General features: G+C 38.1%; 14 protein-coding genes. 13 read left to right on the forward strand and 1 reads right to left on the reverse strand.

Annotation, left to right across the window (positions count from 1 at the left end; translation table 11 throughout):
* The first annotated feature begins 76 nt into the window (after nucleotides 1-76).
* Genes DWQ18_00970 through DWQ18_00985 form a run of 4 tightly spaced genes read left to right on the forward strand, consistent with a single transcriptional unit; the run spans nucleotide 77 to nucleotide 3,144 of the window.
* Entirely contained in the window at nucleotides 77-811 is a 735-nt protein-coding gene (locus tag DWQ18_00970) for a flagellin (GenBank protein ID RDJ34543.1), read from the forward strand.
* Nucleotides 812-828: 17 nt separating this feature from the next.
* Nucleotides 829-2,133: a hypothetical protein gene (locus DWQ18_00975; GenBank protein ID RDJ34544.1), complete on the forward strand. Its 1,305-nt coding sequence runs from the start codon at nucleotides 829-831 to the stop codon at nucleotides 2,131-2,133.
* Nucleotides 2,134-2,613: a flagellin gene (locus DWQ18_00980; protein RDJ34545.1), complete on the forward strand. Its 480-nt coding sequence runs from the start codon at nucleotides 2,134-2,136 to the stop codon at nucleotides 2,611-2,613. It abuts the gene before it with no gap.
* 15 nt (nucleotides 2,614-2,628) lie between these two features.
* Nucleotides 2,629-3,144, forward strand: coding sequence for a hypothetical protein (locus tag DWQ18_00985; protein RDJ34546.1), 516 nt, complete (start codon nucleotides 2,629-2,631; stop codon nucleotides 3,142-3,144).
* 1 nt (nucleotide 3,145) lies between these two features.
* On the opposite strand, the gene DWQ18_00990 is transcribed toward DWQ18_00985, so the two are convergent.
* On the reverse strand, nucleotides 3,146-5,527 hold the full coding sequence (locus tag DWQ18_00990; GenBank protein ID RDJ34547.1) for a hypothetical protein: 2,382 nt from the start codon (nucleotides 5,525-5,527) through the stop codon (nucleotides 3,146-3,148).
* 199 nt (nucleotides 5,528-5,726) lie between these two features.
* Between DWQ18_00990 and DWQ18_00995 the strand changes: the two genes are divergently transcribed.
* The 9 genes from DWQ18_00995 (at nucleotide 5,727) to DWQ18_01035 (ending at nucleotide 16,944) form a co-directional block, all read left to right on the forward strand.
* The gene (locus tag DWQ18_00995) at nucleotides 5,727-6,428 is read left to right on the forward strand and encodes a flagellar accessory protein FlaH (protein ID RDJ34548.1); all 702 of its coding nucleotides are present in this window, start codon (nucleotides 5,727-5,729) and stop codon (nucleotides 6,426-6,428) included.
* A 32-nt stretch (nucleotides 6,429-6,460) separates the two neighbouring features.
* Entirely contained in the window at nucleotides 6,461-8,134 is a 1,674-nt protein-coding gene (locus DWQ18_01000) for a flagellar protein FlaI (GenBank protein ID RDJ34549.1), read from the forward strand.
* A gap of 83 nt (nucleotides 8,135-8,217) precedes the next feature.
* The gene (locus tag DWQ18_01005) at nucleotides 8,218-9,633 is read left to right on the forward strand and encodes a flagellar assembly protein FlaJ (protein RDJ34672.1); all 1,416 of its coding nucleotides are present in this window, start codon (nucleotides 8,218-8,220) and stop codon (nucleotides 9,631-9,633) included.
* 71 nt (nucleotides 9,634-9,704) lie between these two features.
* Entirely contained in the window at nucleotides 9,705-10,838 is a 1,134-nt protein-coding gene (locus tag DWQ18_01010) for a chemotaxis protein (protein RDJ34550.1), read from the forward strand.
* An 84-nt stretch (nucleotides 10,839-10,922) separates the two neighbouring features.
* Nucleotides 10,923-11,990: a chemotaxis protein gene (locus DWQ18_01015; GenBank protein ID RDJ34551.1), complete on the forward strand. Its 1,068-nt coding sequence runs from the start codon at nucleotides 10,923-10,925 to the stop codon at nucleotides 11,988-11,990.
* Nucleotides 11,991-12,077: 87 nt separating this feature from the next.
* On the forward strand, nucleotides 12,078-13,445 hold the full coding sequence (locus DWQ18_01020) for a methyl-accepting chemotaxis protein (GenBank protein RDJ34552.1): 1,368 nt from the start codon (nucleotides 12,078-12,080) through the stop codon (nucleotides 13,443-13,445).
* Nucleotides 13,442-14,161, forward strand: coding sequence for a hypothetical protein (locus tag DWQ18_01025; GenBank protein ID RDJ34553.1), 720 nt, complete (start codon nucleotides 13,442-13,444; stop codon nucleotides 14,159-14,161). Before DWQ18_01020 ends, DWQ18_01025 begins: the two co-directional genes overlap by 4 nt.
* A gap of 187 nt (nucleotides 14,162-14,348) precedes the next feature.
* Complete coding sequence (locus tag DWQ18_01030; protein ID RDJ34673.1) at nucleotides 14,349-15,410, forward strand: chemotaxis-specific protein-glutamate methyltransferase CheB; 1,062 nt, start codon at nucleotides 14,349-14,351, stop codon at nucleotides 15,408-15,410.
* Nucleotides 15,301-16,944 carry a chemotaxis protein CheA gene (locus tag DWQ18_01035; GenBank protein ID RDJ34554.1) on the forward strand — a complete coding sequence of 548 codons (1,644 nt, stop codon included), beginning with the start codon at nucleotides 15,301-15,303 and terminating at the stop codon, nucleotides 16,942-16,944. The genes DWQ18_01030 and DWQ18_01035 overlap by 110 nt, the downstream gene beginning before the upstream one ends.
* Nucleotides 16,945-16,950 lie beyond the last annotated feature (6 nt).

Consider the following 16,950-nt stretch of genomic DNA (forward strand, 5'->3'; position numbering starts at 1 on the left):
AGAACTTCCAAATTTTTCATGTCCGATCATCTCGAACACACTCTAGGATATACCCTGATACCATCAATACATTTCAATGAACCTTATTAGAAAAGGACACGGACACACCCACAGAGGAGTCATTGGTGTAGAGTCTGCAATAGTTATGATTGCATTTGTAATTGTAGCAGCAGCTTTGGCCTTTGTAGTTCTCAACATGGGTTTCTCCACAACACAAAAAGCCAAAACCACAATCATATCCAGTCTTGGTGAAGCATCTAGCAGCTTAGAAGTTGCAGGTAAAGTAATTGGATCAGGACATATTACTGATGCAAAACTAAACGTTACTGCAGTACCTCTAAAAATTGCTTCAGGTGGTGAATCAGTAAATCTGGCACCAGGAACTGCATCTGTAAAGTATCTTAGTAATTCCATCACATATGATGATATTTACCAAGGTACCTTAACTGCAGCAGCAGACGGTGATGGCGATCCAAACGACAACGGTGAATGGTATCAATTACGTCAAGCAGTTGATGATGCTACTGCCGCAGGTGGTGGACAAAACTATTGTACTAACGATCCATTTGACGCAGGTGGTGCAAACTTTCCAAATGAGACATGTGCATTCATCTATTGGACTGTAAACAGTAACAATAATGACATCTTAGATCAAGGTGAACATGCAGTATTAGCAATTGTATTTGCTGATGACGATAGACCATCTGCATTAGATACAATGAGAGCAGAAATCATCTTGCCAACTGGTGCATCATTGACCGTAGAACGACAAGTACCATCAATTACAACTTCAGTGGTGGATCTCGGATAGAAATAAGGAGTGATAAAATGCACACTCCAAGCATTTCTTTTTCTTTTTCTTTTCTAAACAACCTAACGCAAAGTTTTAGAATTTTTCTTGTAACAAGTATAACAGGAACTTATACTCTAATTCTCTATGAGCTGTTTCCAGAATTTTTATTTAATCCAAATTATTCTCTGACATACTTTGTTGCACCCGTTGCAGCAATAGCCGGTGTACTGATTGGATTACCAAAATTCATGAATCGTGGAGTGAAAACCGCTAAACCAAAGGCAAAAAAGACTGAGAACAAGTCAGGTGAGGACTTGCTTAATGAAATTATTAGCGGAGACGATTCCGGTGAATCAACTCAACAAGGAGTACAGCAAGATTCTACAGGCGTGATGGCTGGAAACTCTGAAGGAGTTACACTAGAGCCTGCATCAGTCGGTGGACCAAATGCTGAACTTGATGCCTTGTTAGGAGGTGGAGAATCAAATTCAAGTACTGTATCTGCAGATGTCGTTACCTCAGGCGGCTCTATCTCTGGATTAAATGAAGATACCATTCGAGACATGATTGACCAAAAATTTGAGCCAGTCGAAAAGGATCTCTCTTCTTTCAAGAAAGACTTGAACAAAATTAAGGAAGACATGAAGATTACAAAAGAAAACGTTGATAGCTTGACTGAATCCTTTGAGGGAACACTAACTGACATGAAGGCATTTCAGGCTGAAATTGCAAATCCGCTCAACTTTATGAGAAAATACTTTGAATCAATTGATCTCAAGAATTTATCCGACCCATCCTTGCCGTTACGACAACAAAACAGAGCACCAGAGCAAACAGTATCCCAAGCCCCCATACCACAGCCTGCATCTCAGGCACCTGTATCTGCACCACAGCCCGCTCCTGTATCTGCACCAGTACCAGAACCTGCACCACAAACTTCCTCACAACCTCAACCAAAACCAAAGACAACTGAGATGGAGAGTATCGAAAAAGGAACAGACCTTGATAATCCAATGGACTCTGTCATGAAGCCACTATTTTCTGGCACTCTTAGCGTTAGCAATCTAATGTCAATAGTGGAGCTAGCAGGCGAGATGCTTAAAGAAAATGGTGATGACTGTATTGATCTATTAATTGAGCAGTGCAAGCTTATGGGACTAAAAGACGAAGACGAAAATACAATTTACAATATAATTGACATGCTCAAAAAATCTGGAATGAATGTAGAGGATACCCTAATTCAGCTATACAAGTTTGCCAAAATAGTTGGAATCAATGACAAACAGGCTGATGCTCATTACAAAAAATTACTAGAATCAAGAGACGAGGAGGATGAGTAAATGGCATCAGGACTAATTGGTGAGGCAATTCTAATTATCGCATCAGTTATTGTTGCAGGCTCTGTAGCTGGAGTTGTCCTATCGCAGATTGGTGTCTTTGAATCATCTATTACCCAAACATCTGAGGATCAAAAAGACAAACTCTTGACAAAAATAAAGATAATCTATGTTGCAAACTCTACAGATAATGATGCCGAAGTCTGGGTGAAAAACATTGGTAAAAACCCTATCACCAGCCTTGATAAAATTGATGTCTACTTTGGCCCAGTAAATGCAGTACAAAGATTTGCATACACCGTTGGTGATGTTGATGAAACCTGGGAGATTAACGGTGGCATCCCAAGTCCGGCAGTTTGGCAACAAATGGACACCTTGGAGCTTCAACTAGATGAGGACAGCTTGGCAAAATCCACAACATATGAGGTGCGTGTAATTACTCCACAAGGTGTTTCTGATGAGTATATCTTTTCAATTCCTTAGTACCGTGGTGATATCATGGGACTAAGTAATGCATTATCAGGAGGAATAATCATGGTTGCATTAATCTCAGTATTGTTAACTGTTCCGGGAATAGTGGGAACAACTTCGATAGTTCAGGATGCTTCTACTGATATCTCTGAGATTGAGACTAAAATTTACCACACAGATATTGCGATATCTTCTCTAAGCTCCTCTTTGGGCTCTAATCTCGTTACATTTACAGTATCAAATACAGGAAATGAAAAACTGTGGGATTATGCAAATTTTGATCTATTCATAACATACAATGGAGCCACATCTGGACTAAAGACTGAACAGCTTAGTTACTCTGGAACCTGCTCTGGAAATCCCTCTTCGGGAAACTGGTGTGTAAATTCTTTTACAAATGACTTGCTTGATCCAAGCATTCTCAATGAAGGTGAATCAATGAATTTGCGAAGTACTGTTTCTGAGAATGCAAACGCTGGACTTGTTGCAGTAATAATTTCTACTGACAATGGAGTCTCTACATCAAAGTCTACTACAAACTAATCTATGGAATTGTTCTGGTACCATTAACTGAATATCCGTTATCTGTTGTTAGAACAACTGTTATAGTTGAAGTCGGATAAATCGGATACTGTGTTCTGCTACACACATGAATTGACTCACCAGGATTCCAAATGTTCGGATCCAAATAGTCTGAAGTAACGTTTCCAATCATCCATTGGTTAACTCCAAGTGAATCATCTCCATTACATGATAAAACATTAGTATACTCTACGTGTGGAAATTCTGTCACTTGAATACTAATTTCATTTGGTCTATTAGAGTCTGATTGCCAAAACTCTACAGTTGATGAACTGTTTAACCTTGCAGCTAAGAATGATCTAGGATAATTTTCATCACAATTTTCTGTTTGTACTGAAAAACCTGTTAATGCAGCTTCTGACATTCCATCTCTTAGTGAAGTTATTCCAACCTCCCAATTGTCTTCTTCATCTCCTCCACTTGGATGCTGAACTGGTGAGTAATGATTTACAATCATTTTATCATCTGCATCTGTCTGTAAGTTGGAAATAATCCATGTTACTGCATTCATTGCAGGATTTGTCCATGCACTATTTCCTGAATCAAATGTAATGGTATGAGTTAATTCTGTAGGTGAAGTTATCTCTACTTCTGCACCTGATGCACATACTTTTCTATAATCATTTGAAGAATCGCTGTTTCTTTGTTGGGTATGGAAAAATGCCTGGCTAATATCATTTACAGAAGAAATTGATACTTCCTGTGATTGATCTGCTGATGCATCAGTGTATTCATGATCAATTCTTTGTACATTCCAATACGCTCCACTCCATTCTAGTACAGCATAGCTAACATCGCATGCATCTGGCCCATCATCATTTCCTACTCCTCCTCTTCTAAATATGGGACGATCATTTTCTGAATCCCACTCTGAAGTAACTAAACATGATTCAATGTCTTTATTACTTGTATTTGGATTTGCTTGCCCTGTGATAAATACAGAAACATCATCATCATCTGTAACTCCTGCGATAGGTGTTCCGGGATGAGGGTTTATCGCAACAGAGCTTATTGCCCAAGGTTGTGAGCCACCAGCGTTGGTCCAACTCATTGTTTTTACTCCTGTTGCTATCGTCTCCTGAGTGCTCCCTCCTCCTCGAAGACTTCCTTGACTGTCATTCCATCTTACATCTTGGACTGAGCTTGCTGAAATTGGTCCCGTCTGTGTAGATACTACATCCAAAACCCAAGTTCTCTCATTTGTTGTAGTTAATGAAACATTTGGATTATTGGAAGTACCTGTGGCACCATTGTGTACATCCACTGGGGAAGTTGTATCAACATCAAAAAATGATATTGCACCCATCACAGCAGTTGTCAGCAAATCAGTATTTACCTGAACAGTAGCTGAACCCGGTGTGGGATTTTCCAAATACCACAATGATGTATTTGCTGATGCACCATTGTCATCTGATCTAATTTCTGTCATTCCAGTTCCACCATATGTTACTGAGGATACGCCAGCACCAGGAGTTGAAACTCCAACGACTAGCAACCTATTAGGTCCTGAACCTACTGTATGACTAAACGTACAGATTGTAAGAGTACATGTTCCCTTGGCTGTGGTAATTCTATCGATTCTAATTCCACCGCCACAGGTATAATCATAAGTGCCGGTTCCAAATGTGCAAATTCCAGTATCCAATACTTTCATCTCATTTACTCCACTTGCAGTTCCAATATACTCCCAAATCTCCCAAGATGTTCTGGTATTGTCAGCTGCTGTACTGTGACGAGTAAAGTTTATGTCATCACCAGCATTTCTCAAACCTCCATCATAGCTGATAAACGTAGTAAAATCAAGCATATCTTGTGAACCTCCACCACTAGTTGGTCCAATACCTGAATGCCTCGATGTAACCTGCTTTACGAAGCAATCTCCAGTACACATATCAAAATCAACACCCTCAACTAGTGTAGCATTGATTGCACCTGCGGCTATTACTGCAGTTCCTCTCTGAATCTTGAACTCTCCTCTATCTACACTTTCAACAGATGTACCAGAAAAGCCTGCAGTGTTGTAATCGAAGATCTCAGTAAGGCGAGTCTTTGTTCCTGCAACGTTTCCATCATATGTAATAGCTAAATGAAAATCATCAAAATCCCAAAATTTTTCATGTCCGTTGTTATTAATTGAAAAATTTACAAATGAAACACCTGGCTGAACATGAATATTGTCTTTAAAGTTTAATGACGTTCTTGAAATCTTGTTCTCTATCTGATTCATCTGTTTTTTAGAATCAGATGATTCATAGATGTTTTCAGAAATCATTGGATATGTAAGTATCATGACAAATATTGTAAGTGCACCAATTGCACCACCGATTGCTACTCCTAAGCCCATTTGATATCATTATACCTTGAATTAACAAATCAAATCACATCGCCTGTCCGAATCGTACAAGCTTAGAATGATACAACACTAAAGATTCGTTCAAAAAAGCCAAACAGTATCTTATATCGATTTTCCCACTCAATCCTATTGTGATAGTAATGGATCTAGATTGTATAATTTGTAATTTAAAGAATGGATGTGACGATACATGACGCAGATTATTCCATGTGGAAACGAAGAAGTAGACAGAGCCATAGGAGGCGGAGTACCATTTCCATGTTTGATGATACTTGAAGGTGGACATGGAACAGGAAAGAGTGCAATGACTGCACAATTCATGAAAGGAATACTGGATGCCAAAAAAAATGTTCTGTGCATCACAGAAAACACTGTCAAAGAATACATTGAAAACATGAAGTCTATTACATTTAATTTCTCAAATGCATTTTTACAAAACAGACTAACGATTCTTCCTCTTCACATGTATGGTGTAAAATGGACAAAGGAGCAATCTGCATTTCTATTGCCCGTTATAGGAAAATACATTGGAAACAGCTTTAAGGAAACAAACTGTGTTGTCATTGATTCACTAACTTTACTAACTGTCTTTGCAGATGCAAGTCAGATACTAGACTTTTTCACACAATGCAAGTATCTAGTTGCAAATGGAATGTCTGTTATTATCACAACTCATCCAGATGATATTCCAGCTGATATTGCACAAAGAGTCAAGGGAAGTGTTGACTGTTACTTGCAGCTAGGTTCAACAAACGTTGCAGGAAAGGACGTCAAGACGCTTAAAGTTATCAAGCTAATAGGTTCAAAAGACGCATCAGAATCCGGTTTTGCCTTTGAGGTTGATATGACATTTGGAATAAAGATCGTACCAATCTCAATGGCAAACGCTTGAGGTGTGCTTGCAAAATTATGGAGGACTAGGAGATGGCATTTGATTTCTCTCAAGTTAAGGACAAAAATTTCTCTGAAGTTCTAAAAAAGACGCCACATCTTTTGGATTATATCGACAGCTACTCTGCTAGGGGAAACCCATTACCACTATTCACTGAGACACTAAAGCCTGAACACAAAAAGCTAAAAGAACCAAACCTAATGTATCCAATATCAGAGCAGGCATTTATTCACATTAATCCACATACTACTTCAGATGATGGATATCTTGAGTATGTCATCATAGAGCCTCCACCACCAGAAAGAAAACTAATGGAAATGGCAGACAAGCTGTTTGCAGTTCAGTCAGGCTCCTTGGATCCCCCAGTTGAGATTACAGAGCGATTCAACATGGTTGAAAACTATCTTGACAAGGCAGTATCTGTCCAAGATGGGCCAGTGGATTATGAAAAAGTAGGTGATGTTTACAAGCTAAAGACACTACCAGTTGAAAAGAGTAAATGGAACTCTCTAAAGTATCATTTTCTACAAAAACGTGCAGGTACTGGTCTTTTGGATCCATTCCTTTCTGATCCAAACCTTGAGGATATCTCAATTATCGGTGCAGGAAACGTTTACGTCATTCACAAGTCCTTTGGAGCGTTAAAGTCACCACTATTCTTGGGTGTTGAAGAAATTGATGAGCTTATCATCAGCATGTCAGAGCAATTTGGAAAGACTGTATCTCATGCAAAGCCTGTAGTAGACTCTGTGTTGCCTGATGGCTCCAGAATTAACATCGTGTTTGGAAAAGACATCAGCAGAAAGGGAACAAACGCTACAATCAGAAAGTTTGCAAGTACACCACTATCAATCATCCAGGTACTTACATCAAAGGCACTTGACTTTAGAGAGGCAGCATACATGTGGATGATGCTCAGTGAAGGAATGAGTGTCTTTATCAACGGAGAAACTGCATCAGGTAAAACCACAACTCTGATGGCACTTACTGCATTTATCCCATCAAACTGGAAAGTAGTAACAATTGAAGATACCCCCGAACTTACGCTACCACATTCTAACTGGATTACAGAAGCTACCCGTGACACTGGCAGTCCCTCATCCAGTGTGACAATGTTTGACTTGTTAAAGGCTGCCTTGAGACAGAGGCCTAACTATATCCTCGTCGGAGAAATTAGAGGTGCAGAAGGCAACATTGCGTTTCAAGCCATGCAGACAGGTCACCCTGTAATCAGTACATTCCACGCAGCAAACATGGTTGCACTAATTCAAAGACTTTCAAATGATCCAATTAACATTCCAAAGACTCACATGGAGAACCTAAACATTGCACTGTTCCAAGGTGCAGTACAGGGACCAGGTGGCAAAAGAGTAAGACGTGTTCTATCAATTAATGAAATCCTGGGGTATAATCCCGATGGTGGAAACATCATGTTCATTCCTTCATTCTCATGGGATCCTGGAACAGATGAGGTAAAATTCAAGGGAAAAGGAAGCAGTGCACTATTCATATCTCATGTTTTGCACAAACGAGGAATGTCAAGAAAAGATGAGGGAAAACTTTACGATGAGCTAGAACTTCGAGCAAAAATTTTGGAAAGAATGATGGAAAAGAAGATCTTCAACTATTACGACGTCTTTGATTCTATTTCACACTGTAGAGAGATTGGACTTGAAGCATTCTACAAGGAGCTTGACACTCTATAATGGAGCTAGCAAAATTTCCACTTTTTAACAAGCTAGCTACGGGTGGTGGCGCAGAAGCAATTGATGAAAAATTTGTCTATTTTATGGCGTTTTTGTACTCTATCTCAACTGGTGAAGTAGAGTCCGTAGACATGATAAAGACTGCATCAAAGAGTGGTTATGGAAAGTTCTCTCAAGCATTCATGGATACGTTTCGACTTGGTGTAGGCTGGTCATACGGCTTATCAAAATCACTTGAGATGATTGCAAATAAAGTTGCACAAAATAATGAAATTCAACTAAAGCAAATCCTAGTCAAACTTGCACAGGTAGTAAGACTAGGTGATGATCTAAAGACATTCTTTCATGCTGAAGTAAAGTCAGCCATTATGAACTTTGAAATAATTTATGAACGAAAGCTAGAGACTCAGAAACTCTTCTTGGAGATGTTCTATACTTTAATGTCTACTGCAGCCTTTATGGTGTCTGCAAACTCTATCATGACAATGTTAATGGGCTCAAATGATGCCGAAGACATTCTGTTATCATCATTAATTGGAGTCTCTATCAGCATGACTGTCTTTGTATTTTTGATGTACATGATGTTCCCAAGGGACAAGCTTGCATATGCAACAGCAGATGATGATCTAAAGTTTCGGTTACGTGTATACATGATGGCAGGAATTGGTGCAGGAATTGGTGTTGTCTTGTTTATGATTCCTGATTTTCCTAACACTTTAGCAGTAGGCGTTGCAGTTGCACCACTAATAATTCCCGGATTAAAGGCAAAGAAGATGGAGGCCCAGATAAAGGAGCTAAACCAAGCCTATCCGGAATTTATCAGACACTTTGGAGAAATTTATGCTACAGTAGGTTCAATGGGTCAAGCACTTGATGCTGTACTACGAAGTGACTTTGGACCACTACAAAAACACGTAATCGGATTCAAGAACAGAGTCAAAAACAGAATTGATCAAAAGTTGGGCTTTGAGTTGTTATCTAGAGATGCGGGAAGCGAAATCATTGCCAATGGAAACCAAGTGATATCCACTGCAATGGATAAAGGTGGCGACATGAATGAGACAGGAAACGTTGTTGCAGATATCACACTAAAGATGAATGAGCTTCGTGCAAAGAGAGCCCAGACTGCTAAAACATTTGAGACAGTCGTAATCGTACTTCACATTTTGACACTTGCAGTATTTGGACTCATGAACAAATTAACTGAGATATTCTTTGAGCTCATCAATACAGTTGATGTATCAAACAGCACATTCCAATTAACCCCAATTGATCCAGAATTTATGGCAGCAATGATGCCTGTGATGATTATCATGACATCTGTACTAAGTGCAGTTGCCATCAAAGTTGCACAAGGAGGATTGTACAAGACAGTATTTTACAACATTGCAATACTTGCAGTACTTGGTGCCATAGTATCATTTGTGATGAACTTTATGCTGGCTGACTTTCTTGAGACCCACATTCTTGACTTTGTGGATGAGACAGTCGTCCCGTAAGAGAATTCGTAATATGATCGTATGATATGAACACCCACATGTACGAATAGTAATTTCTTTGTATAAAAAACGTGGATTCTATACAGAAAACTGCCACTGAGGAAAAAATTACCATAGACTCACTGGATGAGAATCTTGATGAGAGCTCAAATTCTGAAACAAAGAATACCTCACTTGATAGAGTTATTGAGATTACAAAGCTGATGAGTCATGATACTGAAAAGGCACTTGACACAATAAACACCATAAACAAAAAAACAGAATTTTTAGCAATTAATGCATTAATTGAAGCAAGCAGAACAGGGGATGCTGGAAAAGGATTTCAAGTCGTTGCTGAATCAATTGATGTCTTAGCTACTAAAACAAAAGAGGCTGTAGAAAAGATGCGAAAGGAAACAATCTCAAAGATGAGTGAGCTTGGAAAAATTATTGAAGAGCAATCAGTAAACATTACAGGAAATAGATTAGCAGATCTTGCATTAACAAACATTGATCTAATTGATAGAAACCTCTATGAGAGAACAGCTGATATCAGATGGTGGGCAACAGATAACATCTTTGGAAAAGCATTGCTGAGTAAAACCAAAGAATCCATTCAAGAAGCACAACATAGACTGGGTACCATTCTAAAATCCTATACTGTATACTATGATCTTGTTCTAGTTGATCTTGAAGGAAATGTTATTACAAATGCTCAAGCAGACAAATTTGATATCTCAAATCAAAACTTTGCCTCAAAACAATGGTTTCAAACTGCTTTAAAGACTTCAAATGGTAGTGAATACGGATTCCAATCTGTTCATAGATCATCAACTAGTGGCTCACACACCATGACATTTTCCTGTAAGGTTCATGAAAATGGTGATCCAAACAGGCCAGCAATAGGTGTGTTGGCTGCCGTATTCAACTGGGATGGTTTGGCTCAGCGAATAGTAAATGAAACCCCAATTAACCAAGATGAAAAGGAAAAAACCCGTGTTTGTATAGTTGATGAAAATGGCACAATTCTAGCAGATACCCAAAATCGAATCCTTGATAAATTTAGCATTCCTAAAATGAATGATTTATTCGCTAAAAAACAGGGATTCGTGAAAATATCCCAAAGGGGAAAAGAACAACTTGTGTGCCATGGTTTATCTCATGGATATGAGACGTATGCCTCTGGTTGGCATTCTGTAATAGTACAGGATATATCAAATAACTAATCAGAATTTAATCATATTTTATCAAATCAATCTGTTCATCATAAACGCACACAAGCAAATTACTTAATTTAGAATTAAAAAATTGTGCAAAAATCAGCATATGAAAACTCTAAGAATGTTACTTTGGAAAGCATATCCAAGCTTGTAAACACAATGTCAAGCGAGATGGATAATGCTATTAAAAAAATTCAAGACATAAATGAAGAGACACACATTTTGGCACTTAATGCAGCAATTGAAGCAAGCAGTGCCGGTGATGCAGGAAAAGGATTCGGAGTTGTAGCAGAACACATGGGTGAGCTATCAAATGAAACTGCAAGAATTACAAAAAAAATGAATAACAACAGTCAAACAAATATTGTAGAGCTTGAAGAAATTCTTACAACTCAGGCAGCTAGTGTAAGAGGCAATAGACTCGCAAATCTCGCGTTAACAAACATTGATCTAATTGATAGAAACCTCTATGAGAGAACAGCCGATGTTAGGTGGTGGGCTACAGAAAAAAGTGTAGTTAATGCACTAACTGATAAGACTCCTGAAGCAATAAATTTTGTATCAGGACGACTAAATACAATTTTAAAGTATTATTCTATTTATCATGACTTAATTCTAGCAGATGCAGATGGAAACATTATCGCAAATGGAAATCCCCAGTTTAATCTAAAGGGACGAAATATTTCTGAAAGGCCTTGGTATCAAAGTGCTTTAAAGACCAAAAATGGGGATGAATTTGGCTTTGAATCTGTTCATAACTCGCCTCCAATAAACAATCAAAATATTATTACATTCTCTTGTAAAGTTCACTCAAATGGAGATACCAACCAACCATTCATTGGAGTTCTGGGAACTGTCTTTAACTGGACAGGGCTGGCTCAAAAAATTGTCAATGATACGACAATCAATGAAGATGATAAACCACGTACACGTGTGTGTATAGTCAATAAGGAAGGAAAAGTTTATGCTGATACTCAAAATAAAATTCTTGAAGATCAAATACAATTTGATGGAATAGACGAAGTCTTTAAGATGAAAAAAAATTTTATCACTAAAAAAATTGATGGTAAAACATTCTGCATAGGTCATGCCATCTCTCCTGGATTTGAAGGATACTCAACAGGCTGGCATTCTTTAATTATTCAAGAGATTGCTTAAAGTAGTAAATTAATAATTTTTTTCAAAATGTTTGTTCAATGCAAACATCTCTAGGGTTATTGGCACGCAAAAAAATCTAAAATTACGTTGGCTAAAGGAAGTACCAAGTTTAGTGTTAAAAAGAAATTATTCCTCATTAACTGTATTTTACTTACCGCTGCACTATTGGCAAGTGGTTTTGCAATTTCTCAATTCATAAACCTGGGTCAACAACTCCATGATGGTGCAATCACTCAAATCCAAATTGAGCAGACAATTCAAAGTGTAATAATTATACAAATTAGTCTTGCATCAATTGCAGTAGGGGTTAATGGATACTCATTTTTGTTTGCTAGAAAACTGACTAACCCCATCATAGAAGCCGCTAATGCTGTCAAAAAGATTAGCGAAGGAGATCTTACAGTAATGATCTCACAATCAAAATCAAAGGATGAGCTTGGTGAATTAACAAATGCTTTACACTCAATGTCTGAAAACTTGAGAAATCTTGTTACAGACGTACGTGAAACTGCAATCAAGGTTGCTTCTGATTCTAGGGAATCTGCTGCTGCCACTGAGGAGCTAAATTCCAGTGTTGAAGAAGTTGCAGCTACTGTACAACAAATTGCAAGTGGTTCACAAACACAAGCACTTGAATTAGCAAGCGCTAAAGCAATTGTAGAGAATGTTAGAAATACAAATTCAGCAGACGGCTCTTCTGCAGCAGATAAGATGTCAAGAATTATAGAACTAACAAATCAATCTTCTGAAAAAGTAAAAAGTCTGGCTGATAAGAGTGCAAAAATTACTTCTGTCGTAGAAACAATTCGTGACATTGCAGAGAAAACCAACCTTCTTGCATTAAATGCAGCAATTGAAGCTGCCAGAGCAGGTGAATCTGGACGTGGATTTGCAGTAGTTGCAGATGAAGTACGAAGACTAGCAGAAGGATCTGCAAAATCCTCAGAAGAGATTGATAACTTAATTCGAGAAATTCAAGAGGAAATTCAGCATACTGTTAAAGGAATTGATTCCAGTGCTCAAGAAATTGAGGAAGGAAGGGAAGTAGTTGACATGTCACTAAAGGCACTTGTAGAGATTGGAAATAAGGTAGCAGAAGTTGCTGCAGTTGCTGAAGAGAATGCATCTGCTACAGATCAGGCCTCTGCAGCAGTTGATCAGCAAACTACTGCCACTGCAGAGATATCACACTCTAGTCAAAGTACAGCTACACTAGCAGAAGAGCTAGAAAACAAAGTAAGTAAATTCAAGCTGTCTGATAATTCTGAGGAATCCCCATCTGACTTGCCAATAAAAGAGTTAGAAAAATCACAAAATCTTGCTCCACAAGAGCAAATTATTGAGACAAAAAATGGTTTGATGACAAAACTCTTCTCAAAGAAAAAGGACAAGACAAACACAAAAAGTGAATTTGATCAACTTGCAAGTGATACATTAGGAGACGATGAGAATTGACCCAGCAAATCACTACGGATTCTATTCAGGTAGTAACATTTTCTCTAATCAATAGCACTAATAATAAAAAAGAAGATTATGCAATTCCAATTGAACAAGTAAAAGAAATTCGTACCTTAGAAGAAATCACAAAGATTCCCAAAGCCAAATCCTATGTTAGAGGAATAATGAATTTACGCGGTTTGATAATTCCAGTTATTGATGTAAAAGACAAACTCGGCTTTGGAACAACTGAAATCTCATCATCATCAAAACAAAGAATTTTGGTAGCTGATGTACATGATTCACTTTATGGACTGCTTGTTGATGACGTAGACCAAGTTCTAAGAATTTCATCAAATGATATAGGAGCACCACCCCCAGGAGCATTTGATTCGTATAACTATGTGAAAGGAATTGCAAAAACAAATCAGAAATTACTCGTATTAATTGACGTTATACCTCTAATTCAGGATGCAGCTGATGTAGAAATACCAAAAAGTGAGCCTAAAGAGTCAAAACCCGAAGTAAAAAAGGAAATTATTCAAAATGAAACTAAAACTGAAGAGATTTCTGACGATATACCAGATGAGTTAAAATCTGTTTTTGAGGAAGATGCCAGTGGAACCCCTCCTACTGAAATTATCCGTAATGAAGAAGCTGATACAACCGCTGATTTTCAGACACGAGTTGACCAAGAATCAGAAAAAATCTTTTCTGGCACATTGCGCTCCTAAACAGTTCAAAAAATATTCTATACATTAAGAATTTTTTTAAAATGTATGATCACGGCGAACATACTTGACAATATATCAAAATATTCAAAAGATAATTGATGTTAGGCGTTCACGTAGAACTGCATACTAGATTCTATCTATTGGACAAATCCTATGGATTACCAACTTGGGGGGTAATGTTATCATGATGACAAAGTCTGTTGAAAACCAGATCAACGTATGGGTTGTCAATGATTCACGATACATGACACAACTTCTTATTGATTTAATATCTCATGAAAAAATTAAAGTTACAAATACTGCCAAAGATGGCGCAGAAGCACTACGACGACTTGACTCATCCAAACCCGATGTAATCTTATTAGATTTGGAAATGCCAAAAATGGATGGTCTTACATTCATCGAAGAAGTTGTTAAACAAAACAAATTAGTTCCAATAATCATTGTTAGCAGTTTTTCGCAGGATGGAGCAAAGGTAGTTTTAGATGCACTCGAAAACGGGGCACTGGATTTTGTTCCCATTCCACAAACCCCATCAGTAAACATGAATGAGCTAAAATCTTCCTTGATCTCTAAAATAGAGATTGCTTCAAAGTCTGATCCAATTCAATTAATCTCTCAAAATATTACTAAACTCAAACCAAAACAAAAAGCAATTATCACTGCAGACGCTGCTGAAAGGGTTATAGTAATTGGCTCTTCTACGGGAGGTCCCAAAGTAGTCCAATCAATCATCAGCGCACTGCCTGAGGATATCAATGCAGGAATTCTTGTTGTTCAACACATGCCAAAGGGATTCACTACTCAATTTGCAAAGCGACTGGATGATTGTTCCTCTCTATCTGTATCTGAAGCAAAAGATGGTGACTTGATTAGAAATGGAGTGGCTTTGGTTGCACCTGGAGACTATCACATGATTGTTGAACCAAACAGAAGGGTAAAGCTCATCACTGGACCAAAGAGGTTTGGCGTTCGCCCTTCGGTGAATATGACTATGGTCTCAGCATCTGAGGTATTTGGTACAAACACCCTTGGAGTTTTACTCACAGGAATGGGACATGATGGAGGCTTTGGAATGAAGGCGATTAAGAAACGTGGAGGAAACACTATCGCACAAAATAGTACTTCTGCTGTAGTTTATGGAATGCCCAAAGCAGCAGCTGAGCTTAATGCAGTTGATCAATCACTCTCTACTGAAAAAATACCTAACGCAATTTGTCAAGGAGTGGAAAAACTTGTCAGAAAATAATTATCGTGAAATGTATGTATCTGAAGCACTAGAGCATGTGGAAATTATCAATGATGCCTTGCTAAAGCTTGAAGAAGAACCTAACGTTAGAGAACATCTAGATCTCATTTTTCGCTCAGCGCATACCATCAAAGGTATGGCAGCTACTATGGGATATGATCAAACACGTGAACTATGCAAAAACATTGAAAATATCTTTGATAATATTAGAAAAGGAGAATCAAAGCTTACTCAAAATCTTGCTAGTGCGCTTTTCAAATGCGTTGATTTGCTTCAACAATTCATCTCTGATGAGAACAAAAAGGTAGATCTTGCTCCATATCTTAACATGCTTGAAAATCCTGATTCTGCACAAAACATAGCATCAACAGATTCTGTATCAAGCAAATCCCCAACAATTCGAGTAAAAATGTCAGATCTTGATTCGCTGGTCAATCTAGTTGGCGAACTAGTCATATCAAAAATGCGTATGGAGAAAATTGTAAACCAAAATCGTTCAGAAGAATCGCGACAGATAATGATGGAGCTTGACAGACTCATCACTGATTTACAATATCAATCAATGAAGATTAGATTAGTACCAATTGATCAAATCTTTAGTCGTTTTACGAGACTCGTACGTGACACCTCAAAATCTTTGGGCAAAGAAATTGATCTAGACATGAAAAGTGGAGGCATTGAGCTTGATAGAACAATTTTGGATTCAATTACTGATCCACTATTACACATACTTCGAAACTGCGTCGATCACGGACTTGAAACCCCATCTGAAAGAACCGCAGCTGGCAAACCCCCTTCCGGAACTATCTCATTGACTGCATCCAGAGTGGGTGATCAGATTGAGATTAAGATACAAGATGACGGCAGAGGAATTAATCTTGAGCGTCTCAAAAATAAGGCCATAGAGAATGGTCTGATTTCTGCTGAAGAGGCAAAATCCATGAGTAAGGATGAGGCAATTGCATTACTTGGAACGCCTGGACTATCAACTGCAAAAGAAGTCACCGATATCTCAGGCAGAGGCGTTGGCATGGATGTTGTGATTAGGCAGGTAGAAGAGGTTGGAGGCAGTGTGAAAATTACGACAGAGGAGGGAAAAGGCACATGCATGACTCTCACCATCCCACTGAGCGTATCAATAATGGGCGGATTACTTGTAAATGTCTCAAATCAAAAATATGTTCTACCACTATCTAGCATTACAACCACTGTCAAGGTTCCACGTGAGAAAATACAAAGTGTTCATGGAATGAATGTCTTTCAGCTACGAGATGAAGTGGTACCGTTGGTTAATGTTGCAACATTATTAGGAATTCAAAATGATGAAAACACTACCAAAGAAACTCTTACTGTTGTTATAATAAACAAAAATGGAAAGCCATACGGCTTGGTAGTTGACTCCTTTGATAGAAAACAAGAGATAGTTGTAAAACGTTTAACTGACACTTCGAGTTCTTCTGATTCATTTACTAATGCTACCATATTGCCTGACGGACGTGTTGCACTAATTTTAGATCCAGCATTATTAGTATAGGAGCTT

It is taken from the genome of Thermoproteota archaeon (assembly GCA_003352285.1).
In the GTDB taxonomy this organism is placed as follows: domain Archaea; phylum Thermoproteota; class Nitrososphaeria; order Nitrososphaerales; family Nitrosopumilaceae; genus PXYB01.

What these genes read in the sequence shown, in the direction of transcription:
- DWQ18_00970 (RDJ34543.1), top strand. Translation starts at nt 77, where the DNA reads ATGAACCTTATTAGAAAAGGACACGGACACACCCACAGAGGAGTCATT.
- DWQ18_00980 (RDJ34545.1), top strand. Translation starts at nt 2,134, where the DNA reads ATGGCATCAGGACTAATTGGTGAGGCAATTCTAATTATCGCATCAGTT.
- DWQ18_00995 (RDJ34548.1), top strand. Translation starts at nt 5,727, where the DNA reads ATGACGCAGATTATTCCATGTGGAAACGAAGAAGTAGACAGAGCCATA.
- DWQ18_01035 (RDJ34554.1), top strand. Translation starts at nt 15,301, where the DNA reads ATGGAATGCCCAAAGCAGCAGCTGAGCTTAATGCAGTTGATCAATCAC.
- DWQ18_00985 (RDJ34546.1), top strand. Translation starts at nt 2,629, where the DNA reads ATGGGACTAAGTAATGCATTATCAGGAGGAATAATCATGGTTGCATTA.
- DWQ18_00975 (RDJ34544.1), top strand. Translation starts at nt 829, where the DNA reads ATGCACACTCCAAGCATTTCTTTTTCTTTTTCTTTTCTAAACAACCTA.
- DWQ18_00990 (RDJ34547.1), bottom strand. Translation starts at nt 5,527, where the DNA reads ATGGGCTTAGGAGTAGCAATCGGTGGTGCAATTGGTGCACTTACAATA.
- DWQ18_01005 (RDJ34672.1), top strand. Translation starts at nt 8,218, where the DNA reads ATGGCGTTTTTGTACTCTATCTCAACTGGTGAAGTAGAGTCCGTAGAC.
- DWQ18_01000 (RDJ34549.1), top strand. Translation starts at nt 6,461, where the DNA reads ATGGCATTTGATTTCTCTCAAGTTAAGGACAAAAATTTCTCTGAAGTT.
- DWQ18_01030 (RDJ34673.1), top strand. Translation starts at nt 14,349, where the DNA reads ATGACAAAGTCTGTTGAAAACCAGATCAACGTATGGGTTGTCAATGAT.